The 24,591-nt window shown below is 60.3% G+C and carries 20 protein-coding genes and 3 pseudogenes; 9 read left to right on the plus strand and 14 right to left on the minus strand.

Features of this window, described 5'->3' with window-relative positions; all coding sequences use genetic code 11:
• Positions 1-9: 9 nt before the first annotated feature.
• The 4 genes and pseudogenes from AYM40_RS22565 to AYM40_RS22580 all read left to right on the plus strand — a co-directional run.
• Positions 10-933 (plus strand): annotated as a pseudogene (locus AYM40_RS22565) (IS3 family transposase); the annotation flags it as partial.
• A 215-nt stretch (positions 934-1,148) separates the two neighbouring features.
• Entirely contained in the window at positions 1,149-1,784 is a 636-nt protein-coding gene (locus tag AYM40_RS22570; RefSeq protein ID WP_063498480.1) for a LysE family translocator, read from the plus strand.
• Between the two features lie 285 nt (positions 1,785-2,069).
• A complete protein-coding gene (locus AYM40_RS22575) occupies positions 2,070-2,273 on the plus strand; it encodes a cold-shock protein (RefSeq protein WP_007178877.1) in 204 nt (67 codons plus the stop codon).
• Positions 2,274-2,565: 292 nt separating this feature from the next.
• A complete protein-coding gene (locus tag AYM40_RS22580) occupies positions 2,566-2,790 on the plus strand; it encodes a hypothetical protein (protein ID WP_063498481.1) in 225 nt (74 codons plus the stop codon).
• A gap of 94 nt (positions 2,791-2,884) precedes the next feature.
• Here the strand turns inward: AYM40_RS22580 and AYM40_RS22585 are convergent, their stop codons facing one another.
• Positions 2,885-4,516, minus strand: coding sequence for an acyl-CoA synthetase (locus tag AYM40_RS22585; RefSeq protein ID WP_063498482.1), 1,632 nt, complete (start codon positions 4,514-4,516; stop codon positions 2,885-2,887).
• 158 nt (positions 4,517-4,674) lie between these two features.
• Between AYM40_RS22585 and AYM40_RS22590 the strand changes: the two genes are divergently transcribed.
• Positions 4,675-5,421 carry a Crp/Fnr family transcriptional regulator gene (locus tag AYM40_RS22590; RefSeq protein ID WP_063498483.1) on the plus strand — a complete coding sequence of 249 codons (747 nt, stop codon included), beginning with the start codon at positions 4,675-4,677 and terminating at the stop codon, positions 5,419-5,421.
• A gap of 104 nt (positions 5,422-5,525) precedes the next feature.
• Here AYM40_RS22590 and AYM40_RS41470 read toward each other — a convergent pair whose 3' ends face one another.
• The 9 genes and pseudogenes from AYM40_RS41470 to AYM40_RS22635 form a co-directional block, all read right to left on the minus strand.
• Positions 5,526-5,681, minus strand: coding sequence for a hypothetical protein (locus AYM40_RS41470; RefSeq protein ID WP_158515310.1), 156 nt, complete (start codon positions 5,679-5,681; stop codon positions 5,526-5,528).
• A 187-nt stretch (positions 5,682-5,868) separates the two neighbouring features.
• Entirely contained in the window at positions 5,869-7,002 is a 1,134-nt protein-coding gene (locus AYM40_RS22600; RefSeq protein ID WP_063498485.1) for a porin, read from the minus strand.
• 1,021 nt (positions 7,003-8,023) lie between these two features.
• Positions 8,024-8,947, minus strand: a pseudogene (locus AYM40_RS22605) (IS3 family transposase); the annotation flags it as partial.
• A 15-nt stretch (positions 8,948-8,962) separates the two neighbouring features.
• Complete coding sequence (locus AYM40_RS22610; RefSeq protein ID WP_063495238.1) at positions 8,963-10,318, minus strand: IS110 family transposase; 1,356 nt, start codon at positions 10,316-10,318, stop codon at positions 8,963-8,965.
• 231 nt (positions 10,319-10,549) lie between these two features.
• A pseudogene (locus tag AYM40_RS22615) lies at positions 10,550-10,810 on the minus strand (transposase); the annotation flags it as partial.
• A 60-nt stretch (positions 10,811-10,870) separates the two neighbouring features.
• On the minus strand, positions 10,871-12,466 hold the full coding sequence (locus tag AYM40_RS22620) for a hypothetical protein (RefSeq protein ID WP_063498486.1): 1,596 nt from the start codon (positions 12,464-12,466) through the stop codon (positions 10,871-10,873).
• Between the two features lie 3 nt (positions 12,467-12,469).
• Entirely contained in the window at positions 12,470-14,827 is a 2,358-nt protein-coding gene (locus AYM40_RS22625) for a type VI secretion system Vgr family protein (protein ID WP_063500628.1), read from the minus strand.
• Between the two features lie 234 nt (positions 14,828-15,061).
• The gene (locus AYM40_RS22630) at positions 15,062-15,412 is read right to left on the minus strand and encodes a response regulator (RefSeq protein ID WP_063498487.1); all 351 of its coding nucleotides are present in this window, start codon (positions 15,410-15,412) and stop codon (positions 15,062-15,064) included.
• A 6-nt stretch (positions 15,413-15,418) separates the two neighbouring features.
• The gene (locus AYM40_RS22635; protein WP_063498488.1) at positions 15,419-16,894 is read right to left on the minus strand and encodes an ATPase domain-containing protein; all 1,476 of its coding nucleotides are present in this window, start codon (positions 16,892-16,894) and stop codon (positions 15,419-15,421) included.
• 339 nt (positions 16,895-17,233) lie between these two features.
• On the opposite strand from AYM40_RS22635, the gene AYM40_RS22640 reads away from it, so the two are divergent.
• Together AYM40_RS22640 and AYM40_RS22645 are read left to right on the plus strand one after the other, a co-directional pair.
• A complete protein-coding gene (locus AYM40_RS22640; RefSeq protein ID WP_063498489.1) occupies positions 17,234-18,280 on the plus strand; it encodes a phytoene/squalene synthase family protein in 1,047 nt (348 codons plus the stop codon).
• 110 nt (positions 18,281-18,390) lie between these two features.
• Positions 18,391-18,639, plus strand: a complete 249-nt coding sequence (locus tag AYM40_RS22645; RefSeq protein ID WP_063498490.1) for a hypothetical protein — start codon at positions 18,391-18,393, stop codon at positions 18,637-18,639.
• Between the two features lie 312 nt (positions 18,640-18,951).
• Here the strand turns inward: AYM40_RS22645 and AYM40_RS22650 are convergent, their stop codons facing one another.
• The 4 genes from AYM40_RS22650 to AYM40_RS22665 form a co-directional block, all read right to left on the minus strand.
• Complete coding sequence (locus AYM40_RS22650; protein ID WP_063498491.1) at positions 18,952-19,269, minus strand: DUF4148 domain-containing protein; 318 nt, start codon at positions 19,267-19,269, stop codon at positions 18,952-18,954.
• Positions 19,270-19,453: 184 nt separating this feature from the next.
• Positions 19,454-20,317 carry an ABC transporter permease gene (locus AYM40_RS22655; protein ID WP_063498492.1) on the minus strand — a complete coding sequence of 288 codons (864 nt, stop codon included), beginning with the start codon at positions 20,315-20,317 and terminating at the stop codon, positions 19,454-19,456.
• Positions 20,318-20,333: 16 nt separating this feature from the next.
• Positions 20,334-21,128 (minus strand): ABC transporter ATP-binding protein, encoded by a 795-nt coding sequence (locus AYM40_RS22660; protein ID WP_063498493.1) that lies wholly within the window; start codon positions 21,126-21,128, stop codon positions 20,334-20,336.
• 39 nt (positions 21,129-21,167) lie between these two features.
• Positions 21,168-22,187: an ABC transporter substrate-binding protein gene (locus AYM40_RS22665; RefSeq protein ID WP_063498494.1), complete on the minus strand. Its 1,020-nt coding sequence runs from the start codon at positions 22,185-22,187 to the stop codon at positions 21,168-21,170.
• Between the two features lie 282 nt (positions 22,188-22,469).
• On the opposite strand from AYM40_RS22665, the gene AYM40_RS22670 reads away from it, so the two are divergent.
• Together AYM40_RS22670 and AYM40_RS22675 are read left to right on the plus strand one after the other, a co-directional pair.
• Entirely contained in the window at positions 22,470-23,147 is a 678-nt protein-coding gene (locus tag AYM40_RS22670; RefSeq protein ID WP_027778124.1) for a response regulator, read from the plus strand.
• Positions 23,137-24,531, plus strand: coding sequence for a sensor histidine kinase (locus AYM40_RS22675; RefSeq protein ID WP_063498495.1), 1,395 nt, complete (start codon positions 23,137-23,139; stop codon positions 24,529-24,531). Before AYM40_RS22670 ends, AYM40_RS22675 begins: the two co-directional genes overlap by 11 nt.
• Positions 24,532-24,591: the final 60 nt, after the last annotated feature.

The following is a 24,591-nucleotide window of genomic DNA, read 5'->3' on the forward strand; positions in this document are numbered from 1 at the left end:
GTTTCTTAGGAAAGCCGCAGCGTACTTCGCGAAGGAGTCGATGTGAAGTGCGCGTTCATTGACCGGAATCGACACCACTGGCCAGTTTCAGTACTGTGTGAAGCGCTCGAAGTCAGCCCCAGCGGATATCATCAGCGCCAGCAACGCAGCGCCAAGGACAAGCCGCAAAGAGGCTACATGAGCAACGATGCCCTGCTCGCGCACATCAAGGCGATTCACGCGCAGGTCAAGGGCGAATACGGCTGGCCGCGCATGTGGAAGGAACTGCTCGCGCGCGGCGTGCGCGTGGGCAAGGAGCGGGTTCGCAAGCTGATGGCGCAGCATGGCATTCGTGCACGGCACAAGCGCAAGTACATCGCGACGACGAACTCGAATCACAACCTGCCGGTTGCACCGAATCTACTGGGGCGCGACTTCACGGCGTCGGCGCCGAATCAGGTCTGGACGAGCGATATTACCTATCTGGCGACAGCCGAAGGCTGGGTGTACCTCGCGGTCATCATCGACATGTTCAGCCGGCAGGTGGTGGGCTGGTCGATGCAGCCGCACATGAAAGCGGAGTTGGTCACAGACGCGCTACGCATGGCGTGGTTCCGGCGTCGCCCCGAGGCTGGTGTAATCGTGCATAGCGACCGGGGCAGCCAGTATTGCGGCGGCCTGTTCCAGGACACGCTGAAGGCCTACGGCATGCGCTCGTCGATGAGCCGACGCGGCGATTGCTGGGACAACGCGCCGACGGAAAGCCTGTGGGGTTCGCTGAAGGTAGCTCGTATGCATGGACGACACTTCACCACGCGGCGTGCTGCAATGGATGAGGTGATTGACTGGCTGAGCTTTTACAATGCACGCCGGTTGCACTCGACACTCGACTACGTCAGTCCCATGACATTCGAGAAAAACTGGTTCGCGGCTCAGCAGGGACGAGCCGCATAATTCCCTCGGTTATGGGATTCGCGGAACGGGGGCAAGGTCAGATTGTTTGCCTGCGGCGACGGGCTTTCTTTGCCATTACGTTTGCGTTCGGCTCCGGCCTGGTCGATTCTTATTGGTTCTTCATCGGTTCTATTCGCGCTGATCAAAAGCAAAACCTCGCCCTCTCATGCTATGTTTGACCGACCCGCATCGCCGCCCGTAGGAGACACGCAAAAATGCCCGCCTCGACAGCCATCGTCACCATCCTGGCCGCACTGCTGCTCGGCGCCATGAGCCCCGGACCGAGCTTCGTCATCGTTGCCCGCAATGCAATCGGACTCTCGCGCGGCGACGGCCTCGCAACAGCCGCCGGCATGGGCATCGGCGGCGTGTTCTTCAGCGGCATCGCCTTGCTCGGTCTATACACCTTGCTGGCGACGGTAGAGTGGCTGTACGTCGGCTTGAAGGTGGCCGGTGGCCTTTATCTGGTCTACCTTGCGTCGAAGATATGGCGCGGTGCGGCTAAACCACTCGCGTTCGACGCCACGCAAGCCGCCGCTACCAACGTGCGTAAGTCCTTCTGGATCGGTTTGAGCACACAACTCAGCAATCCGAAAACCGCGGTCTACTACGGCAGTATCTTCGCGGCCTTGCTTCCGCAACATCCGCCGGTGTGGTGCTACTTTGCATTGCCCCCCGCGATCTTCGCCATTGAAGCCGGCTGGTACACCGTGGTCGCGTTGTGCTTTTCGAGCAAACGGCCGCGCGAAATCTATCTGCAATGGAAGGCCTGGATCGATCGCGTCGCCGCAAGCGCAGTCGCTGCACTCGGTTTACGTCTGATCCTGACAGCGCATAAAGTGGGTATCTGAAACGGAAACCTCGCTTGAGCGTTGGCCGTGCCGCGCGACACGGCAAACCGGTAACGAGGGCAGCATCGCCGCGCGGGCGCACGCAGGGCCCCTAACAAAACAGTTACAAGATAAGTGTTGACGCTGACGTGCCCCGACGGTTATTGTGGCATCCGAAGTTCAAGAAGTTCGATTGCTGTTCATCAATGTCTCGCTCCTCAGCGGTATTCGTTGTCCTCTCCCTCCTTGACGCTTCACGCGCTCCTCAACAGAGCAAATTTTTCTATTTTTACTCAAGGATTCTTCATGGATACCGGTACCGTTAAGTGGTTCAACGACAGCAAAGGCTTTGGCTTCATCACCCCGGACAAGGGCGGCGACGACCTGTTCGCGCACTTCTCCGAAATCAGCGGCGACGGCTTCAAGACGCTGGCTGAAAATCAGAAGGTGAGCTTCGAAACGAAGCAAGGCCCGAAGGGTCTGCAAGCGGCTAACATCAAGCCGATGTAAGTTTGAAGGGCTCGGTGTCCGGCAACGGACATCGGGCTGCAGCGACATCCTCGCGGAGCTTTGTCTCCCACAGTTGGCGCGATCGCTTTTAGCTGCATGTGTTGTTCAGCAGCAAGCCCCAAGCGCCAAACGCCTCGTTGCACCTCATTCTCCCCTCTGGCTTCAACGCCCTTTTTTAGCTTTCCGACTGCGTTTGTGGATTCGGCTCGCAATGGCTTGAATCGGCTCGTCCGCGTGACCCGTACAACGGCTCGCACGGCAGGCGCGCACTCGAACATTATTAAAATATAAAATGCAAAACAAACATATTCATCATTACAACGGCTATGCCGTCAAACCCTCGGCGCATCGTTTGCCCGACGGTAGCTTTTCATCCAACCTGCTGCTCGAACGCGCTGACAGCGTGCGTACCGAAGGGCGCTACCAGTTCTATTCGCTCGACTACTTCCCGAACGAAGAACAGGCATTGCAGCATTCGGCACGCTGGGCACGCCGCTGGGTCGACACGCGCGGTTAAGCGCGAGTCGAGTCTGATGCGCGCGGGACCCCGCGCTTGCATCGTACAACACTACATAGCGCGTCATTGGGCGCGCTAGACAATCGCGCGCGGTCTATTTGGATTCTTCCGCCTTGATCCGCGCGCGCAGTTCGAACTTCTGAATTTTTCCGGTCGACGTCTTCGGCAATTCGCCAAAGCGCACCGCCTTTGGCAACTTGTATCCCGCAAGAAACAGCCGGCAGTGCGCGATGATCTCTTCTGCGCTTACCTGAGCGCCCTCCTTGAGCTCGACGAAAGCACATGGCACCTCACCCCATTTCGGATCGGCCATCGCCACCACGGCGGCGACCGACACCGCAGGATGACGGTACAGCGTGTCTTCCACCTCGATGCTCGAGATGTTCTCGCCACCCGAAATGATGATGTCCTTGCTGCGATCGCGGATACGGATATAGCCGTCAGGCATCCGCACGCCGAGGTCCCCGGTGTGGAACCAGCCGCCGCGGAAGGTCGCTTCCGTGGCGCGCTCGTTCTTCAGATACCCCTTCATGCAGATATTGCCGCGGAACATGATCTCGCCGAGCGTTTCGCCGTCATCAGGCACCGGCTCGAGCGTGTCCGGGTCGAGCACCGTCACGGCTGCCTGCAAGTGATAGCGCACGCCTTGCCGTGCATTCATTTCGGCACGCGCGTTGTCGTCGAGCATTTCCCATTCCGCCTGTTTCGCGCAGACCGCGGCCGGGCCGTAGGTCTCGGTGAGCCCGTACACGTGCGTCAGATCGAAACCGATCTCCTTCATCTTGGCGATGACCGCCGGTGCGGGCGCCGCGCCCGCCACCATCGTCGACACGCGATGCGTGATGCCCTCGCGCCATTCGGCGGGCGCATTCGCAAGCGCGCTTTGCACAATCGGCGCGCCGCAATAGTGCGTGATGCCTTCGCGGCGAATCAGGTCGAACACCGTCTTCGCGTCGAATTTGCGCAGACAGACGTTGACGCCCGCACGTGCGGCGACGGTCCACGGGAAACACCAGCCGTTGCAGTGAAAGAGCGGCAAGGTCCATAGGTAGACTGCATGTTTCGGCATATCCCATTCGAGGATATTGCTAAGCGCATTCAGATACGCGCCGCGATGGTGGTAGACCACGCCCTTCGGGTCACCGGTCGTGCCCGAGGTGTAGTTCAGCGCGATAGCGTCCCACTCGTCGGCAGGTAAAGTCCAGACGAACTCTGGGTCGCCAGTTTGCAGGAACGCTTCATAGTCGGTCGCGCGGATGAACTTGTCCGCGTCGGCGGGCATCGCATCTGCCACGCTGATCACGCGTAACTCGGGAAATTCCAGCGCCGCCCGGTGCGCGAACTCGCTGTACTCCGTGTCGACGATCAGCGCCTTCGCCTCGCCATGGCGCAGCATGAACAGCAGCGACGACACGTCGAGCCGCGTATTCAGCGTATTGAGCACGGCCCCGGCCATCGGCACACCGAAATGCGCTTCTATCATCGGAGGAATATTCGGCAGCAACGCAGCAACCGTGTCGCCGCGTTCTATGCCGGCCTGCTGCAACGCGCTGGCCAGACGCCGCGCGCGCCCGTAGGTCTCGCGCCAGTTACGGCGAATCTCCCCATGGACGACCGCCGGCCGCTCACCGTAGACTTCCGCTGCGCGTACGATGAAATCGATGGGTGTCAGCGGGACATAATTGGCCTCGCGCCGCTCAAGGCCTTCTTCGAACATGTGCTTCATCGCTTTGTCTCCTGATGCGCTGGTCGCGCCGTCGCTTTTTCTGATTGATGAACTAGCCTAGCAACTGTCATGGTGAACTGTCTGTCATTCAAATGACAGAGTGGCGCGCCCTGACTCTTCTCAACCGACTTCACCCTCCTACGCCCCCTTGGCCGCTTATGGATGACGCTTCGCTCCCCGCCTGCGCAGACACCCGCCCGCACCGTCCTGAACGGATTCCGCGCACCGATCTGCCGCGGCTGTTCGGCACCTGCGCCTGGTTCAGGGCGCTCGCCGCCGAGCATCAGGCCATGGTCCTTGCCAGCGCGTACGCGGAGCGTCTGGAAGGGGGCGCATGGATCGCGCGCCGCCAGGAGCCGTCGGACTATTGGATCGGCGTCCATTCCGGCCTGATCAAACTCGCCATCTACAACGCCTCAGGACGCAGTTGCACGCTCTCTGGCGTACCGCCTGGCGGCTGGTTCGGCGAAGGCAGCGTGATCAAGCGCGAATTGCGCAAATACGACGTGGCCGCCATTCAGCCTTCGCTCGTGATGTTCGTGCCGACGGAGACGTTTCATGCACTCCTGGAGTCGAGTCTGCCGTTCACAGGCTTCGTGATCCGGCAGTTGAACAACCGCATGGGCGAATTCATCGCAGCGATCCAGAATAGCCGGTTGCTGGACGTCGACGCGCGCGTCGCCCAGTCGCTCGCACAACTGTTCAATCCCGACCTCTATCCCGACACCGGACGCACGCTGGCCATTTCGCAGGAAGAAGTCGGCCTGCTGGCAGGCGTGTCGCGGCAACGGATCAACCAGACACTGCAAAACCTCGAAAAGCTGCAGATTTTGCGCCTCTCGTATAACCAGATCGACGTGCTGGATCTCGAACGCCTGTGCGCATTCGGTCGGGAGCAGATTTAGGGCAATTGCGTGCGCCTGGCTATGTAGCCGAGTGAAAAAGGCCGTCATCCGGTTTACCGGGTGACGGCCTTTCTGTTTGTCATGCCGAAATAGTCCTAAGCCTGCTACACGGTGCGCGGGTCGCTCCGGCGAGTGACGGGCCGCACCAGCATGGCATCGGTATCGAACAGCGCGAAAGCGATGTTTTCCAGCACGCATGAATTGTTCCAGCACAGATAGTAGCGATGTGCAGTCTGATAAGGCGCATACCGGTCGGGCATCGCGTGCCGCGGCTTGCCTGTGTGCAATACCAATTGTTGGAAATCGCAATGCGCTATCGCGCCGTATCAACCTGCAGGACGGTTCGGCCTCGGACAACCAGCGGATCCTCAACCACCAAGTGGCGCGCCAATAAAAAAAGGTGCCGCGAACGGCACCTTTTCTACCACAACTCGCTTCTGCTGAAGCTTAGAAGCGGTGACGCAGACCGACCGTAGCAGCCGTCTGGTTCTTCGACGACGACGGCAATTGCGTGTTGTCGCCGCTGTAGATCGAAGCGACACCGCCGTCGCCCATTGCGTGCTGGTACACGGCTTGAGCGTAGACGTCCGTACGACGCGACAGCGAGTAGTCAGCTTGCACGCCGACCTGGTGGTAGCGAACCGAATCCGAACTACCGTTCGCGCCAACGCCGTAGCCCTTGCCGTCGGTGAACGTGTACGCAACGCCCAGGCTCATAGCCGGCGTCAGGTTGTACTTGCCGTTGACTTCGTAGTTGTTGGCGCGCAGCGATTGTGCAGCACCGACGAAGTTGTCCGAACGCGATTGCGTCCATGCCAGACCCACGGTAGCCGGGCCGAATGCGTACGAACCAGCAACGCCGAATTCACGTTGACGGAAGTTGCCGACGTTGCCTGCCAGCGCGTTGACGTACGAACCGTCCGAAGCGCCGCCATTAGCTGCGCCCGGGTTGTTCTGCTGTGCGTAAGCAGCGCCCAGGTGCAGACCTTGCCACTGGTATGCAGCACCAACGCTGTATTCGCGGTTGTTTGCGAATGCGCCAGCCTGGTTCGAGAAGCCGTACGTGCCGCCGAACGTAAAGCCTGCGTAGTTAGCGCTCGAGTACTTGATCGAGTTGTTGACTGCGTAGCCGCCGTTCGTGTTCAGGTTGTCATTGTTGAACGGGTGAGCGAAGTACGTACCGCCCCAGCTGCCCGTTGCGGTCAGCGGTGCCAGGTAGTCTTGTGCTGCGTCGTATTGACGACCCAGCGTGAGCGTACCGAATTGCGCGCTCGACAGACCGACAAACGCTTGACGGTTGAACATGCCGTTGTTGTTCGCGTACTTGCCGTTGTTGATGTTGAAGCCGCTTTCCAACGTGAAGATGGCCTTCAGACCGCCGCCCAGATCTTCCGAACCACGCAGACCGAACATGCTTTGGTTGATGCCGCCGCTACCCGCTGCCCACTTTGCGTTGTGGTTGACGTTGCTGGTGTAGGTCAGGCCTGCGTCCAGCAGACCATACAGGGTCACGCTGCTTTGTGCGTGAGCGACGGAAGCGAACGATGCGGCAACCGCAACGACGATGAGACTCTTTTTCATGCGTGGGACTCCAGTTCGATAAATTTACGCGGGGAGCGGGACCTGCCTCAGCAACGCATGCGTCACGCGCTGCTGCCCTGTTGGCCAAACCGTTTCGGAGCGGCCGGGCACCCTTCAAACGAAGCGTGAGTGTAGGTGGAGACCCTAGTAGCGACGCCCGCAATTTACACAACATGGAATTTCTGAATCAGCAATAATAAAATCGAGATCGGCATTAAGTCTTTGTTTTTCAGACATTTATCGCAAAATCAGAGCTGCGACACGCCAGCTCTGGACAAAAGTTATTTGCAACATCTCAATATTAAAGTTGTGTGAATGCAACAGCATTTAATATGGATGACCTAATCGGGTCGGAACGTTTAAAAAGTGAGAAGCGTCTGATTGTTCGAAAACCGGGCAATCGCGATAAGCCCAATTCGAAGCGGTGTAAATTTATTTTGGAAAAGCGGGAACTAAATTGATTTAATGCGGTCTGCGATATTAACGCCAGAATATGCCTGGAAACCTGGAAACGAGCGCCTACATTAGCGGTGATTAGAGCGGGGCGCGAATTGTCGCTCGATACGGCTGCCGTGGGCCGACTAAAGCAGCAACTACAGCCGCAACGAAGACCTTTTCGGCAAACCAAGCCGGAATCAGCGCAAGCAGATTAATAGCGCACCGGAAGCGGCGTATTGCCGCATCTGATATTGGCTTCTCAATGCAGAGGATTTCTAGCGAAGCGGAAGCAATGCACCGGAATGCTCGCAGGCACGGCACAAAATCCGCGTCTAATACGGCTAGCGCATCGTCACGCGCTTTAGCGTCTGCGAAGGGGCTTCACCAAACACGTTTTTGTAGTCGCAAGAAAAGCGCCCGAGGTGCGTTGACCTCCAGCATCATCGGATTCGGCTCAACGCCTCCGAACCCGTCACTGGTGTCTCGGCCATCAGCGCCGAACAATCCGAGGTACGTCTGGCGATAGGCACCGCGGAAATAGGGTGACCTTGCCCCCGTTCCGCGAATCCCATAACCGAGGGAATTATGCGGCTCGTCCCTGCTGAGCCGCGAACCAGTTTTTCTCGAATGTCATGGGACTGACGTAGTCGAGTGTCGAGTGCAACCGGCGTGCATTGTAAAAGCTCAGCCAGTCAATCACCTCATCCATTGCAGCACGCCGCGTGGTGAAGTGTCGTCCATGCATACGAGCTACCTTCAGCGAACCCCACAGGCTTTCCGTCGGCGCGTTGTCCCAGCAATCGCCGCGTCGGCTCATCGACGAGCGCATGCCGTAGGCCTTCAGCGTGTCCTGGAACAGGCCGCCGCAATACTGGCTGCCCCGGTCGCTATGCACGATTACACCAGCCTCGGGGCGACGCCGGAACCACGCCATGCGTAGCGCGTCTGTGACCAACTCCGCTTTCATGTGCGGCTGCATCGACCAGCCCACCACCTGCCGGCTGAACATGTCGATGATGACCGCGAGGTACACCCAGCCTTCGGCTGTCGCCAGATAGGTAATATCGCTCGTCCAGACCTGATTCGGCGCCGACGCCGTGAAGTCGCGCCCCAGTAGATTCGGTGCAACCGGCAGGTTGTGATTCGAGTTCGTCGTCGCGATGTACTTGCGCTTGTGCCGTGCACGAATGCCATGCTGCGCCATCAGCTTGCGAACCCGCTCCTTGCCCACGCGCACGCCGCGCGCGAGCAGTTCCTTCCACATGCGCGGCCAGCCGTATTCGCCCTTGACCTGCGCGTGAATCGCCTTGATGTGCGCGAGCAGGGCATCGTTGCTCATGTAGCCTCTTTGCGGCTTGTCCTTGGCGCTGCGTTGCTGGCGCTGATGATATCCGCTGGGGCTGACTTCGAGCGCTTCACACAGTACTGAAACTGGCCAGTGGTGTCGATTCCGGTCAATGAACGCGCACTTCACATCGACTCCTTCGCGAAGTACGCTGCGGCTTTCCTAAGAAACACACCTTCACGCTGGCGAGTCCTGAGGTTGCAGTGAATACCCAAATTGCGCCGCGCGGCGATGAAGCTGTTTGATGACGCGGTCCCTGTACTGCTGCTCGTAATGATCCGCACCCGGGTCGCGATAGTCCATGCCATAGCGCATCGCGTTATAAAACAGGACAGCGATCTTGCGCGCCGTCGCGGTCACGGCCTTGGCGTTGCCGATGCGCCCGGCGAGGCGCCGGTAGAATGCACCAAGCGCGGTATTGCTTCTTCCAACGGTCACCGCCGCAAGCCTCAGGGCGACTGTGATGCGACTGCTTGTTTTGCGCGTGTGCGATGACAGCACCTTGCCACCGCTGATCTTGCAGCCGGGCGAAAGCGTGAGCCATGAAGTGAAATGTTTGGCGGTTGGCCATCGGCTCAAGTCCGTTCCACATTCGCCAATCAGGCGCAGTGCAAGGAATGGGCCGATGCCGTGAATTTGCGTCAGGTCGGTCCCCGCCAGTTGGTACATGGCCGTGCGCACATCAAAGTTGGGATCGCTGGGCAGCTTGCTGCGATGCTTCGCCTTCGGCAACGGCGCATCCGGAATCGGGTGAGCGATATTGAGAATCGCGACAGCGCGTTCGATCTCAACATCGCACTCGTCGATACACCGCTGGTAAAAGTCATACAGCGCAAGCGCCTGCTTCAAGGCGAATACGTGCTCGGGCTGGTAGTTGCCCACCAGTGCACTACGAATGGTCTCAAGGCTTTCCTTGCAGCGGACGTCGCGCATCGCCGCCAGCCGGTCTGGATCGCGTTCGCCGGCGACGATCGCGCGGACGATCCGCATTCCAGTGACGCCCGTGATATCCGTGATCACGTGGTGCAACTGGATATTCATGAAGGTCAGCGCTTTCTGCATGTGCTGGATATGCGCGGCGGCATAGTCAGTATGCCTTTCGCGGCAACGCAGGTATGCGCGTAATTCCGCGATGTCGCGCCCAGGCCGGAAACTTGCCCGTAGTAGCCCACACGCGTGCAGTCGCTGCAGCCATTGTGCGTCGTTGACATCACTCTTTCTTCCAGGGACTGCGCGCGCCTCGCGTGCATTGGCAAGAACGACTTCAAGGCCCCGGGACTCCAGCACCTCGTAGGCGGCGACCCAGTACACGCCGGTCGATTCCATCACAACCGTCTTTGTGCCGGTCGCGACGAGCCAGTCCGCCATGCGTTGCAAATCGCTCGTAAATGCCTGGAATGTCTGCACCGGCTCGTCGCACAGATCTGGACTCACGGCGACAACATGGAACCGTGAACCGATATCAATACCGGCTGCAAACGGATGAATGATCGGCAACCCTGAGGGCTTGGATCGTGTTCGGTCTTTTGGCATCACCCACCTCCTGGATAATCAGGCGCAGGACGGGGACTCGGAATAGATCAATTTCCTAAACGGGGTCGCCCGAAGACGCCGCCACAGATGAGTCCGCAGCTTCCCCTGGGCCAGGTTTTTTGACGGGGTTCATACCTCCAAGAAGCTTACGGCCACTGTCTCTGCGTGCATCGAGTGTACTCCCCGGGAGTTTCTACTCATGAGGGGCGCGCGCAAGCGCGTAGGGCGGTTTTTTAAAATATCCCGCTCCATCTTCAGGCGAGCCACTTCCGCACGCAGCCGCGCCAGTTCCATCTGTTCTGGGCTCACAGGCTTCGTGCCAGCGCCCGCCAGCCTGCCTTCCCGCTCAGCCTTTATCCAGTTGTACAGCGTCTGTTCAACAACACCCAGTGTCGCCGCCACGGCCGCCATGCTTTGTCCGGCCTTGACCAGTCGCACGGCTTCCAGCTTGAATTCGAGCGTGTACTGTGCCCGCTTTGCCTTGCCTGTCATCGTTCTTCTCCTTGCTTGAGTTTACCTGCTCAGCAAGGGATTCGTTTTTCGGGGGCAAGCTCATCCGCACTTCCTGAAGTGTCTGATGAAGTGAAGCGGATGGAAGAACCATAGTTTCTGCCCGGCTGCTAATCCGGTCCGGTCCCAGAACTGAAAGAGCTTAAGCGTCTCCATGAACTTCGTGTAGCCTGCGGTGTTGCCATAGTAGAACTCACCAGCCGTCTTGAGTTTTGCGTAGCGGGCGTCATTATTGCTGCCATCCCATTCGCTTGGGGCCTCGCACACGAAGCCGCGTAACATGTCGCGCACGCCGGGGGTTGTTCTTACGTATCGAACGAGCGCTTCCTCTTTCTGGTACTCCTCGTGCGCGCTCTGTTCCTGCATGTTTTGGTGATTTGTGGCATCTCCCAAGAGTGTCCGAAGCTGTTCGAAATCACACAACCCGTCCGAGCGGAACAGACTGTTGCCCTCGCTGATCTTCTTCCAGCCCATGAAGAACGGGAAGTCCGCGTCGGACACCTTAAGAATCGTATCTGGGCTGATATCGATATAACCTTCCTGGCCGCGAGCGAAGGCCACGCGGACCCACGTCGCACGCGGATTTGCCTGCATAGGGCCGGACTGCTGGGCACCCAAAGCTGCCGTGGAGTGAGACGGATCGGCCAAGGTGGCGGGCGTGCTTAAGATCCGTCCAAAGCGCAGTAGCTCATACCCGTCACTTGGGCAGGTTGCATACAGCGCCTTCGCTCGCTTGAAAAGATCCCAGTCGTATTTGGGTTCATAAATTGGGGTATCTGTGAGTAGATCCCGCTGACCGTTACCTGCGTCCTGCCACACCCTCGTATATTTCCCATTCTTGTGAAAACACATCTCGACGTAAAGCGAGCCGGCGTTTTGCCCCGTGCTCTGCAAAGGGAACTCTATGCCATGAAGTTTGTGATGCGCATCTGTGGCGGGTGGTTGTGCCAGAAATTGCTGGTGCGCTGGAATGACGTAGTAAGTCCGGCCCCAAACGTCAGTCGTCGCTGATGTAACGACCGGTTCGTGGCCGAGTTGTGTGTGCGAGAAGTATGCATCGAAGTCCGCCTTCGTCATGAAGATTTCGAAGTGCAACTGCGATACGTTATGGCACTTCCCGGCGTAACCGAGGATATCCTTGCGACGAACCTTTAGGTTGCCGCCGGCAACTGGCGCGCCGGACGGGCACTGAAGCCATGCTGGCGGATCGTAGCGTAAAGGGTGCGCCGAAACGTGACCAATCCCGCGGCTATTTTGCTCATCAAGATCCATCAAGTGCATATATAGCGAGTAAAAAGTGAGCGTACGGCCTTCGCCGGTTTCGGCCGTGTGTTTGAGCAGCACAAAGCCATTGTTGCTGTTCAATTCGGGCGTTCCATCGTTTTTTTTGCCGCCATCGCTAACCGGCTTCTGGCTCACGCGATATGTCACGACCTCGCCATCGGCGATTGCCCGCACCTCCAGGTTCTGATTGTCTGGATACAGATGCACGCCCGTGTGCCAGCGGCGGTCAAAAGCGATCGGATAGATCCCGTGTGCCAGTTCATACTTGTCGACTTCGTCCATCATTGGGTCGGTAGCTGTGGCATCGGCAGACGTCAGGCCGGCAGCGGGTAGGAAGGGAGGGCTGATAAGCATCTTTTACCGCGACATGTTGTAGAAATCGGTTGCCTTGAAGTCGCTTTTGGGAAGCGCTGGTAGCGGAGCATTCATGCTGGCGGGACCTTCAAACGTAAACGACTCCGCCTTGACCCGGAACTCACCCTGACAATGGAACACCACGTTGCCATTCTCGATCGTGATCGCGGCGCCGCCGCTGGCCATGACTGCCTTCGTTTTCCCGCTCACCAGCACGTCCTGGCTAGCGCTTGCCACGCGTAGCTGCTGGTCCGCGAGCAGGTCGAGTGCATCGCTCTGCGCCTGGATCTCGACCTTGCCCTTGGCTGCAAAAATCTTCAGTCCGAGCTTGTGTGCGCATAGCGAAATGAGATCACCTGCCGCCAGCGTGAAGCGTTTCACTGCGCTCACGTCGACGTGCCTGCCCGCAGCGAGCATCACGTTTTCGCCGGCGGCCTGCTGCACGGAGCTCGGTGTCACCAGAGCAATGCCGCCCGGTGCGCTGGCGATCAGTCCGGCGTCCTTGAGTTGGTCCAGCGCATCTTTCAAGCTCGCCTGGGTCGCCTTGTCGGCAGGTGCGGCTTTCGCCTGCGTGGTGGCATCAACCAATGCGGTCACGCGACTCAAGGCAGACTGCAATTCCCTGAGCGCGGCCTGCATTTCAAGCTGCGGCGCGTTGGGGCTGGACAGCGCATCGGCTGACAGGAACAGGCCTTTGGGCGCATGCATCGTGCCCCAGCCCTGCGTGTTGATCTCAAAGCCCTCGCCGCGCTTCTGTTTCTGGCTGTCCACCAGATACCCGAGGCTGACCGACGACTTCATATAGACCGTCGCCACCTTGACGCCTTCATGGCCCTTCAGATCCTCGAAGCGGATCTTTGCGCCATTGAGCGGCGAGCGCCATACCGCGCGGCTGTACCAGCCGGCCTTGCCATGCACGATGTCCGGGTGCGCGTAGTCATGCAGCGCGCCGCTGATGTACAAGCGATCCACGTCCCCGTTGGTGCCTTCGAGCCGGACCTCCGTGCCCGGCAGCAGCGGCGAATGAAATCCACCTTGGTACGACACGCTGGGGCGCATCAGACGCAGCGGCATCGTGTTCATGCCGCGCGTGCCGGTGCGCCGCAGGAAATGCGGCAATACCCGGTAGCGGCCGTATTCGTCCAGCCATGCGTACGGCTCGTCATCGCCCGACTCGATGGTGGCGATCAGCGTGCCGCCGACCCAGCGCCAGTGCTTTTCGAGGATGTACTCGGGGCGGTATGTCAGATGCGAGGGCGTCGCCTCGAACTGGTTGATGACCGGCTGGGTACGACTGCCTGTCGTAATGAGCTTAGTGATCACGAAGCCGTATTCGGCCTCGGGCATCGCGTGGTTCGTCAGGCGCACCACCATGCCGGGCATCATGCCGATCACGTTGCTCGTGCCCTTGAACGTGGTTTGCCGTGCGATCAGTTCATCGCGTCGCGCGTCGGCCAGCATCTGCCCGATCTCCGCAGTATGATGGTGCTCGGTGCTGCGATTCACGCTGCCATACACAGAACAGTCGTCGTGCGCGACGTACGACTCGGCCTTCAGTGGGGCGACGGGCGTGCGATAGTTGTGCTCCCGCAACTCGACCACGGCCGGCACAAGCTTGCGGATCGGACTGATCGACAGCACGGCCTCATGCCAGTTTCCCGAGAGGCCCGAGACGGGCATCAGCGGCACCTCGAGCGCGCGGACGTAGCCACGCGGCGAATTGCCGAACACAATCGTGTCGCGTTGCGGTCCATCTCCCTTGCGGCCCTGCTTGAAGTACCAGAAGAGGCCGGCGCGGCGGCAATGACGCGACACAAAATCCCAGACGGTCTCCTCATACATGACCGCCTGCTCGAAACGCTCTTCGACACCTTCCAGCTCGAACTCGACGTCGAATGATTGGATCAGTTGCCGGTCGATGATCGATTCGGTGATCAGTTCCTTAAGCGTCTTGTCGAGAAATATCCCTGAGTCGACCACTTGCCTGAAAAGCGCCACGCGAGGTTCGATGCGCAGCTTGTAAGTTGCCTCGTCGCGGCTCGTGTTGACGCGCTCCCATTGCGTCACCACGCCATTGACGGTGCGCGCGGGATTGACTACCGGGTCGAGCAGGCCCGGCAACGACGGGATCGCGGCACGTTCGTCGATCGTGAATGTCGACCGGCGCCCGACGCAGGATGCGCCATCGATCGACTTCTCGACCGACGTAACGGTGAGGTCGGCCACGTAGGTTTCGTTGAACGCTTCCTCAAGACGGAACTCCAGCACATCTAACCGTGGGTCAAACGTGGCGATTGAGAGTCTGAGGTGTTGGGTGAGCCTTGCACCCGGATGCTGCAGAACATCGTTAATGGTTCGCATGGCGGCAGTGAAGTCCCCGTTTTTTTGGGTGGCACGGTGCGCGCACATGTTGGAATGTGCCGACCCGTGCGATTCGACTTACTGAGGTTACCTGCCGCGATGCGCGAACGTCTATGAGACAAGCATGAGAAAAATCCCATTTTTACAAATCTTCGTACTTCTGATGTTTTTTTATTCTATCGCAGGAACAACGCACGCCATTCTTCCGATCGAGTTCGGGTTTTTACCCAGCCGTCAATCCGCCATCCGTTCCAGCATCGCGAGAAGGGTGTCGAATGAAAGCGGCTTGCGCGCGTATTCGATGGTGGGATTCGGCTGCGCGGGGATATCCGCGGCCGCGCTGCACAGGATGATCGGAATGGTGCGCAGACCGGCGTCGTCGTTCAGCGCGGCGCACAGTTGCGGCCCCGACATGACTGGCATCATGCAGTCCGACACGATGATGTCGGGCTGTGTCTTGTGGATCTGTTCAAGTGCGGCAACCCCGTTGGGCGCCGTCAGCACGGTATAGCCATGCCGCTCCAGCAACAGTCGCCAAACCGTGAGGATGTCGAACTCGTCGTCCACGAGCAGGATGGTTTTCATGGGCGGCTACGTATCTCGTCGCGGCGTCAGCGTGGCTGACAGGCCTTGCGCCGAAACCACGCTGGCGAGGCTGACCGGGCTTTCGATCACGTCGAGCCCCTGAGACGAAATGACGAGTTCGCGCAGCGACGTGTCGTGTGCGCTCTCACGCTGCTTGACCACGGAAATCATGCGCCGCAACCCCGCTGCCGTTTCGGCGTAGCGCAGCAGCACGAGGTTCTCGGTCAACGCGGAGACCCGCACGCTCTTCGCGTGTCCGGGGTCGGCGTAAAGCGGCAGCTCCTCCGTCAGTATCGTGGTGACGCCGGCTTCCCGAAGCTGATGAAGCAGCGCGTTCAGGAACAGGCCGAAGCGTTCGGTCCGCAAGGCCGAGTCGCGAAAGCCCTCCACGCCGTCGATCACGATCCGCTTCGCACCGGTCTTCCTGACCGTGGCGAGCGCAACGGCCGCGAGTTCGTCGACCGCCAGTTCTATGGCGGGCTGCCATTGAATCATCACGCGGCCGTCGTTGTACGGGCCGGCGAGATCGATCGAGACAGCCTCGGCTTTGCCGATCAGGCGCTGGGGTCCTTCGTAAAAGCCCAGATACACGCAGCGTTCGCCGCGCGCCACGCCGGCCGCGAGAAACTGCAGACAAAGCAAGGTCTTGCCGACCCCTGACGGTCCAATCAGCGTGGTCGTGGAACCTTGCGCAAAGCCGCCGCCGAGCAGGCCGTCCAGATGCGCAAGGCCGAAGCCGAGCCGCGTTTTCAGATCGACCGGGCCCGGCGGCGCCGCGCATTGCGACTCCAGACGCGGGAACATCAGGAGCCCGCTTTCGGCAATGCGAAAGGAATGTTTGCCCATCAGATGGTTGCGCGCACGCATCTTGTGCACTTCGATTTCGCGCGTGCGGCGCATGCCGTCGTTATAGCGGTTCAGTTCGATCAGGCCGTCGACCAGCGTGTGCTCGGGATGCGGTTCGTTGCCGGAGAGCGGTGCGAGCAGCAACGTGGTGCAATCCATTGCGGCGACCAGCGCGTTCAGTTCGTGGATGAACTTCGACAGCGACAGCTCGGTTTCGCTGAATTCGCGTGCGCTGCGAAAGCCGTCGATGATCATGAGGCTCGGACGAGTGTCGTAAATGCTCGACGCAATCAGCTTGAGGAAGCCATCGAGACCGTCCTGCATCAACTCGTGATAGCCGGAGACAAACAGCATTTGCTGTGCAACTGCGGTTTCGTCGAAGAAGCTAAGCCCTTTGAGGTGCGCCAGCAGCTTGTCGTGCGACTCGGCGATCAGGGTCATGTACAGCACCTTTTCGCCCTGGCTTACACGATGAAAACCGATCTGGCTCGACAGAATCGTTTTGCCCGCACCGGCCATGCCTTCCAGCAGATAGACCCCGCCGCTGACCAGACCCCCGCCCAGGATCTCGTCGAGACCGGGGACACCCGTTTCCATGTTGGGCCGGGAGGACGTCTGAGATTCGTGTGTCGTCATGGTCGGTATGTCGTTCAATGAAGTGCGCAGGAGCGACAGCTGGCAAATGCAATCAAGCGGACCGTGTTTCGCTCAATCTGACTGCATCAGCAATTCACGTTCCCGCTCGTTGTGGCGACCTCGTGTGCAGGCAATGGATGCTCGGATTGCGCTTGCTGCCCGCCAGTTGGCGAATGGCGAGGGGGCGGCGGAGCGTAATGCAAGTTGAGGGTGCATGAGCGTGCGCGAGGGTTTTGCAAGTTACCGGTAGTTATCGCCAACGTACGGCTGAGTTTTTCAACTCGCCGTATACAATTCGGCAGCGCCTGACTTTTGCCCAAACCTGACCTGATCCCACTCATGCCGAATCCGACCCGGGCCTTTCTTCTCGGCCCGCTCCTGAAAGGCGTTTCACGCTCCTTCTATCTCACCCTGCGCGTGCTGCCCGTCGGGATGCGCGATCCGATCGGCCTCGCGTACCTGCTGGCGCGCGCGGCCGACACGATTGCGGACACTTCGCTGATTTCGCCCGAGCAACGCCTTGCGTTGCTGCTGTCGCTGCGCGACCAGGTCAACGGCGCCCCGAACGACGGCGCACTGTTCCAGCGCATGGCTGCCGAAGTGGCGGGCCAGCAGGTCCAGTCCGATGAAAAGGTCCTGCTGGAATCGCTCGGTCCGGCGCTCGAGGTGCTAGCGCAACTGAGCGAGTCCGACCGCAAGGCCGTACGCGAGATCGTGTCGACGCTGACCGAAGGAATGGAATTCGACCTGCGCACATTCCCCGACGAACGTTCCGGCCAGATCGCCGCGCTGCATGAGTACGAGGAACTGGACCGCTATACCTACCTGGTGGCGGGCTGCGTCGGCGAATTCTGGACCACCATGACCTACGCGCATATGCCCGGTACGCTGAAAGAGCAGCCCGAGACAATGGCGCGCCGCGGCGTGCGTTTCGGCAAAGCGCTGCAGATGACCAACGTGCTGCGCGATTGCGGCAAGGATTTGCGGATCGGCCGCTGTTATCTTCCGCAGACGATGCTCGATCAGGACGGCCTCAATGCACAAGATCTCCTGCTGCCGGTGAATTCCGTTCGCGCTCGGCCTCTGATGGTCGAACTCGTGCGCAAGGCGCTGGATCATTTCCGTGAGGCATTGGACTACACGCTGGCGATTCCCGCGTTGTCGGTGCGTTTGCGTCTCGCCTGTTTGTGGCCGATCCTGATCGGTCTGGAGACGCTGCTATTGCTGGTGGATAACGATGCCTGGCTCGACCCGGCCAAGGTCTCCAAGGTCCGGCGCAATCGGGTGTATCAGATCATCGCGTCTTCACTGCTGCTGGTGCCTTCGAATGGCCTGGTGCGGGCGTCGGTTGAAAAGCGGATCAAGCAAATCGAAGCTCGATTCTGAGGGCAGCACCCCTTAACTCAATCTGCATCGTTGAGTCATCAACAATCGGGAAACCCCTAGCATCCTGCGTCGATGGTTCGCGTTAGTCTCTTCTAAAGAGGAGACGATCCATGAGACAAGCGTTCAATATTGCAGTGGTGTTGTTGCTTGGCTATCTGATGGCGGATAGGGCGCTGATGCGCGCGCAAGCCGGAGAAATGGGGACAATAACGTGCCACCAAGGTGCGGAGCTGGTCAAATCGAACGCGTTGAAGAAGGGCTTCGGTGACACGGGGGCTCGCAGCCAGGGTGAAAATTTTCTGTCGAGCTGTCTCGTGACGGGGCGTGGCCAGGTGGGCGATCTGATCGCTCGCGAATGACGCAAGCAGCCTGGCGCCGCTGAGGCTCCATCAACGCGTGGCACTACATAAACAAAAAGCGCCCAGACCGTGAGGTCCAGGCGAAGTCATCGGGAGCCCGATGACGGAGGTATCGAATACACAACTGGCCCGCGACCGGGGATGCTCGGTCGCGGGCCACGTCGTTTGAATCAGGGCGCGCGGCTGTTTTGCGCGCTTGGCGGCCGATCGGTGCAAAGGGCACGGCCTCGGCGGCTCGTTCCGCTGGACTGCTGGGTTACCAGCTCAATTACCCGGTCAGTTGACCGCTGGGTTGCCAGTTCTGCCGCGAGCTTAGTTGCCGAAATAAACCGACTTCGGACCGTTCGCCGGAACCGGGTGGCCCGATTGCGACGAGCCACTCACTACACCGCCTAAACCGCTTTCCGCCGTTTGTGCGGTACCGTTTTGCTCGGCGACACGGGCTTCCGCAGCCTGAATGTCCGCCGGGTAGTACGGGTCCGAGTGGCTCGGCCGGTAGCCGGCCTTTTCGACTTGAATCAGTTCTGCACGCACTTGGGCGCGGGTCACGGGCTGGCTGGACTGCGCAAACGAGGCAACAGGAGCGGCCAGCGCAGCGGCGATAACAACAGCTTGAATGAGCGATTTCATGAGGAACTACCTCCAGTTCGGTTTTCTAGCTTGCTACGAACGGTCTTGTTCGTAGGCAGTGATTGAATTGTAGTTTTGCGATCTGGCCAGAGTAATCACCAATTCAGGTAATCTTTGTTGCGAAATTCGAAACAAAAAAGGGCGCCGATGGCGCCCTTTTTCCCTCTACGACCTGAAGGTCAACTCAAACCGCTGCAGGCCGCCACTTCAACAGCCGCTGTTCGACCGCCGTCAACAGATAGTCCGCAGCCAGTGCGACCACGGCCAGCACGATCATTGCCGCGAACACACCGCTTGCATTGAACGCGCCTTGCGCAGTGGAGATCAGCAGACCGATACCTTGCTTCGAGCCGAGGAATTCGCCCACCACCGCGCCGACCAGCGCAAAGCCGAAGCTCACGTGCAGGCTGGCAAGAATCCAGCTCAACGCCGACGGAATCACCACCGAGGTCGTCACCTGGCGGCGCGACGCACCCAGAATCTGCGCATTCGCGATCATGTAGCGGTCCGCTTCACGCACGCCCTGGAACGCATTGGCGAACACCACGAAGAACACCATCACGACCGCTAGCGCCACCTTCGAAGCCATGCCAAGACCGAGCGCAATCACGAACACCGAGCCGAGCACCACGCGTGGAATCGAGTTGGCGATCTTGATGTAGAGGCTGAACACGTCGGAGAGCAGCTTGTTGCGGCCGAGCACGATGCCGCAGAACACGCCCGCCACCGAACCGATAATGAAGCCGAGCCCGGTTTCTTCAAGCGTGACCCACACTTGTGTCAAGAGCGGACCTTGCGACGTGCCGTTCACGAACCAGTCGACGATCTGATCGAAAATCGCACTCGGCATCGAGAAGAAGAACGGATCGATCCACTTCAGGCGCGCGGACAATTCCCACCCGCCGAGCACCACCACCAGCACGACAATGCGCAGGGTGATCACTAGCGCATGGCGTTGCCGGATGCGTTTTTGCGCGACACGCTCGACCTGGGCGAGCGTCGCGGGATCGATGCCCGAAGGCATCATCTGTTGAGGGGTAGTAGACATATTTGCCGTTCCTTGATTAACCGATCTGCACTTCTTCGCGCAGGTCGTGCCAGATGTCGCGCGAGATTTCAATGAAACGCGGGTCGTAGCGAACCTCCGACGTGACGCGCGGACGCGGCAGATCGATTTCGTACACTTTCTTCAGCGTGGCCGGGCGTGCCGTCAGCACGAACACGCGGTCGGCGAGCGCAATCGCTTCTTCCAGATCGTGCGTGACGAACACCACCGAGCCGGCGCCGCCCCACAGTTGCAGCAGTTCGTCCTGCATCAGCGTGCGGGTCTGCATGTCGAGCGCCGAGAAAGGCTCGTCCATCAGCAGGATTTCCGGTTTATTGATGAAGGATTGCGCGAGCGCCACGCGCTTTCTCATGCCGCCGGACAGTTGATGCGGATAGTGCTTGCCGAACTTGTCGAGGCCCACGCGGCGCAGCCATTCGTTGGCTTCGTCGTACGCGGCGGATTTCGAGCGGCCGCGATACAGCGGGCCGGCCGCCACGTTGTCGAGCACCGAGCGCCACGGAAACACGGCGTCGGCCTGAAACACGAAGCCGATACGCGGATCGATGCCGTCCACCGGCGCGCCCATCACGCGCACTTCGCCGGTGGTGGGCTTCAGCAAGCCGGTGATCATGCTGAGCGTGGTCGACTTGCCGCAACCCGTCGGGCCGACAACCGCGACGAACTCGCCGCGCGCCACCGACATGCTGAAGTCGCGCAACGCGATCGTCGCCTTGCCGTCCGGAGAAATGAAACGGCACGATACGTTGCGCATCTCGATGGCGGGCGTATCGCGTGACATAGGTTGATTCATCGGCTGGTGCCTCGCAGTTCTCGTGATGTTGAATGAGCGTTACTTCGCCGCGGTCTTGACCGCTGCCGACACGTAGTCGTTGGTGTAGGTCTTGGCGAGGTCGATATGCTTGCCCTTCACCGAAGGATTGAACGCCGACAACACCTTCAGGACCGTGTCCGGGCCGTCGGCGGGCATCTTGCCGTCCTTCGTGAACATCGGCAGCGACGCCTTCAGCGCGCCGACGTACAGGTCCTTGTTGTTGCCGTAGTAGTCCTTCGGCATCTTCGCGGCGATCTCTTCCGCGCTATGCGTGGCGATGAAGTTCAGCGTCTTCGCGAATGCATGCGAGAGTTTCGCGGCGTCGTCCTTGTGCGATTCGGCCCATGCGCGCTGCACGTAGAAGCTCGACGCCGGGTAGGTGCCGCCGAGCGCGGCGCGCGTGCCTTCCAGCGTGCGCATATCGACCAGCACCTTGGCGTCGCCGGTCTTCAGCAACTGCGAGACGGTGGGCTCGGTGGTCATGCCCGCGTCGATGCGGTTCTGCTTGATGGCCGCGATAAAGCTGTTGTCCGCGCCGACCGGCAGCAGCGTGTATTGCGTGGACGGCACGCCCCCGCGTTGCGCGAGGTATTGCGTGAGGAAGCTGGTCGAGGAGCCGAGGCCGGTCACGCCGAGCGTCTTGCCCTTCACGTCGGCCATGCTCTTAAGCGTCTCGGCAGACTTGGTGGAGACCATTTCCACTTCACCCGGCACCTGGCCGAAAATCACCAGCGCCTGGACTTCCTTGCCCTTGCTCTGCAGGTCGATGGTGTGATCGTAGAAGCCCACCACGCCTTGCACCGCGCCGGCGAGCAGTTCGTTTTCCGCATCCACGCCGGCCGGTTGCGAGAGAATTTCGACGTCGAGGCCTTCGTCCTTGAAGTAGCCGAGCTGTTCGGTGAGCTTGGCCGGCAGATAGATGATCTTGGTGGCGCCGCCGACCATGATCGTCAGCTTCTCGGCGTGAGCCGCGGCCGAAGCGGCGGCAAGGGTGAACGCAACACCTGTCACAGCGGCAATCTGGCGCAAGGTACGCATGAAGCAGTCTCCTTAGGTTTGGTCGCCGCGAGGTGCGGATGCGGCGCTTTCTGGATGAGTGACGGGGATTATAGAAATCGGAAACCTTCTGGCAGCTTTCGGGGCTGTGGGCAAATCATGGGTGTTAACCCGAGAATTCACCGCAACTGTGCCGCCCCCCCAGGCAAACCCCACTACGTGTGCCACAAACTGCGCAAGCCGCGCGCAAAGCCCTTGTTTTACGGCACAATCGGCGTCCTGACTTTTGCCGTGCGTTTAGTTGCCTATTTCGCCGTTCCCGCCATGAAGCTGCTGCTTATCGAAGACAACCCCACGCTGGCGCACTGGCTCGCGAAGATGCTGGAACAGGAGGCGTTCGCGCTCGACGCCGTGCAGGACGGCGACGCCGCCGACCGCTTGCTGCGCACCAACCACTACGACGTGATCCTGCTCGACCTGAATCTGCCGAAGCTGTCGGGCAAGAACGTGCTGCGCCGTCTGCGCCAGCGCGGTGACGCGACGCCGGTGCTGATCCTGACGGCGAGCGGTTCGATCGACGAAAAAGTGGAGCTGCTCGGCGCCGGCGCGGACGACTACCTGGTGAAGCCATTCGAAGTGCGCGAGCTGATTGCGCGGATCAAGGTGGCGATCCGTCGCCAATCGCCGTCGAAGGCGAGCGAGGTGGTGTGCGGCGATCTGGCGTTCGACATCGACACACGCCAGTTCACGCTAAAGGGCGCGCCGCTGAACGTCACGCCGCGCGAGCGCTCGGTGCTCGAAACGCTGATCCTGCGTCTGGGCAAGACGGTGACCAAGCCGGCGCTGGTCGACGCGATCTTCACGCTCGCAGACGAGCCGAGCGAGGACGCCGTCGAAATCTACATTTCGCGGCTGCGCAAGAAACTCGATGGCAGTTCGGCCGCGATCGTCACGTTGCGCGGTCTTGGCTACTTGCTGCGCAAGAAAGAAGATGACCAATAGTCTGCGCATGCGTCTGCTGTGGTGGCTGCTGGTGCCGCTCGCGTTGTACGTGTTCGTCACCGGCAAAGCCGAGTACGACAACGCGCGTCACACGGCGGATCTGGTGCAGGACAACCAGCTCATCTCGTCGGCGCGGATGATCGCCGGTGAAGTGGAATGGGTGGACGGTTTTCTGCGCGTGGACGTGCCGCCCGCCGCGCTTGAAGTGTTCGTGTCGCCATATCGCGATCAGGTGTTCTACAGCGTGCGGGTCGATGACGGCCGCTTGCTGGCCGGCACGCCGGATTTTCCGCAGCACGCGGCGAGTTCGTCCGACAAGGCCGATCACTACGACGCCGAATTCCATGGCCAGCCCGTGCGCGCGGTCGGCCTCGTGCGTCTGATGTACGACAGCGGCGCGACACACCGCGTCCGGGTGACAGTCGGCAAGACGGTGCGCTCGCGCGACGCGATGGCACAGCAACTGTGGCAGCCGCAACTCGTGCGGCAGATCGAGATGATCGTGCTGGCAGTCGCACTGGTCTGCATCGGCCTCACTTTCGAATTGCGGCCGCTGATGAAAGTGAAGGAAGACGTCGCCGACCGCGACCCCATGCAGCTCGAGCCGATTCGCGTCGAGCGCCTGCATACCGAGTTGCGGCCCATCGTCGAGGCGATCAATCAATGTATCGCCAGGCTCGGCGTGCAGGTGGCCGCACAACGGCGTTTTATCGCCGACGCCGCGCACCAGTTGCGCACGCCGCTCACGCTGCTCGGCACGCAGTTGCAGTTCGCGCGTCAGCAGGACGGCCTGAACCCCGCACTCGACGAGGCGCTCGCGGCGATGCACCGCAGCAACCGTTCGATGGTCGGACTCACCAACAAGCTGCTGTTGCTCGCGCAGGCCGAGGCTGCCGACAACAGGCAACTGGCGGTGGAAACGGTGGATCTGGTGCCGCTTGCAATGGAAGTGGTGGAAGATCTGGCGCTGCTCGCGCAGGCTCGGGACATCGATCTGGGCGCGGAACTGAGCGGCCCCGCGCCGGTGGCCGGGCATCGTGGCCTGCTTCAGGCGTTGATCGCCAACCTCGCGGAGAACGCGATCCGCTATACCGGCAGTGGCGGCCACGTCACGGTGGCGGTCAGCGCCCATGGCGATTCGGTCGCCGTGTCGGTGCTGGACGACGGCCCCGGCATTCCGGCCGAGTCGCGCAGCCGGGTGTTCGAACCGTTTTTCCGGGCGTCGGCGGATACGGAGGGAACGGGGCTGGGCCTCGCCATCGTGCGCGAAATCGCGGACGCGCACCACGGAGAGATCGCGCTCAAGCCGGGCGAGGGCGGCAAAGGCGTGCACGTGACCGTGTCGTTTCCGCGTGCGCCGACGGAACGGCCTCAGGCCGGTTAAATCAGCCGCTTCAAATCGGCGGCTCTGAAGGTAGTCGGGACAAACCCGCGATCGGTACAG

It is taken from the genome of Paraburkholderia phytofirmans OLGA172, from assembly GCF_001634365.1.
Taxonomy (GTDB): domain Bacteria; phylum Pseudomonadota; class Gammaproteobacteria; order Burkholderiales; family Burkholderiaceae; genus Paraburkholderia.

Excerpts from the sequence above, each read along its gene's own strand:
- AYM40_RS22570 (WP_063498480.1), top strand. The coding sequence starts at position 1,149 with ATGCCCGCCTCGACAGCCATCGTCACCATCCTGGCCGCACTGCTGCTC.
- AYM40_RS22575 (WP_007178877.1), top strand. The coding sequence starts at position 2,070 with ATGGATACCGGTACCGTTAAGTGGTTCAACGACAGCAAAGGCTTTGGC.
- AYM40_RS22580 (WP_063498481.1), top strand. The coding sequence starts at position 2,566 with ATGCAAAACAAACATATTCATCATTACAACGGCTATGCCGTCAAACCC.
- AYM40_RS22585 (WP_063498482.1), bottom strand. The coding sequence starts at position 4,516 with ATGAAGCACATGTTCGAAGAAGGCCTTGAGCGGCGCGAGGCCAATTAT.
- AYM40_RS22590 (WP_063498483.1), top strand. The coding sequence starts at position 4,675 with ATGGATGACGCTTCGCTCCCCGCCTGCGCAGACACCCGCCCGCACCGT.
- AYM40_RS41470 (WP_158515310.1), bottom strand. The coding sequence starts at position 5,681 with ATGCCCGACCGGTATGCGCCTTATCAGACTGCACATCGCTACTATCTG.
- AYM40_RS22600 (WP_063498485.1), bottom strand. The coding sequence starts at position 7,002 with ATGAAAAAGAGTCTCATCGTCGTTGCGGTTGCCGCATCGTTCGCTTCC.
- AYM40_RS22610 (WP_063495238.1), bottom strand. The coding sequence starts at position 10,318 with ATGCCAAAAGACCGAACACGATCCAAGCCCTCAGGGTTGCCGATCATT.
- AYM40_RS22620 (WP_063498486.1), bottom strand. The coding sequence starts at position 12,466 with ATGCTTATCAGCCCTCCCTTCCTACCCGCTGCCGGCCTGACGTCTGCC.
- AYM40_RS22625 (WP_063500628.1), bottom strand. The coding sequence starts at position 14,827 with ATGCGAACCATTAACGATGTTCTGCAGCATCCGGGTGCAAGGCTCACC.
- AYM40_RS22630 (WP_063498487.1), bottom strand. The coding sequence starts at position 15,412 with ATGAAAACCATCCTGCTCGTGGACGACGAGTTCGACATCCTCACGGTT.
- AYM40_RS22635 (WP_063498488.1), bottom strand. The coding sequence starts at position 16,894 with ATGACGACACACGAATCTCAGACGTCCTCCCGGCCCAACATGGAAACG.
- AYM40_RS22640 (WP_063498489.1), top strand. The coding sequence starts at position 17,234 with ATGCCGAATCCGACCCGGGCCTTTCTTCTCGGCCCGCTCCTGAAAGGC.
- AYM40_RS22645 (WP_063498490.1), top strand. The coding sequence starts at position 18,391 with ATGAGACAAGCGTTCAATATTGCAGTGGTGTTGTTGCTTGGCTATCTG.
- AYM40_RS22650 (WP_063498491.1), bottom strand. The coding sequence starts at position 19,269 with ATGAAATCGCTCATTCAAGCTGTTGTTATCGCCGCTGCGCTGGCCGCT.
- AYM40_RS22655 (WP_063498492.1), bottom strand. The coding sequence starts at position 20,317 with ATGTCTACTACCCCTCAACAGATGATGCCTTCGGGCATCGATCCCGCG.
- AYM40_RS22660 (WP_063498493.1), bottom strand. The coding sequence starts at position 21,128 with ATGAATCAACCTATGTCACGCGATACGCCCGCCATCGAGATGCGCAAC.
- AYM40_RS22665 (WP_063498494.1), bottom strand. The coding sequence starts at position 22,187 with ATGCGTACCTTGCGCCAGATTGCCGCTGTGACAGGTGTTGCGTTCACC.
- AYM40_RS22670 (WP_027778124.1), top strand. The coding sequence starts at position 22,470 with ATGAAGCTGCTGCTTATCGAAGACAACCCCACGCTGGCGCACTGGCTC.
- AYM40_RS22675 (WP_063498495.1), top strand. The coding sequence starts at position 23,137 with ATGACCAATAGTCTGCGCATGCGTCTGCTGTGGTGGCTGCTGGTGCCG.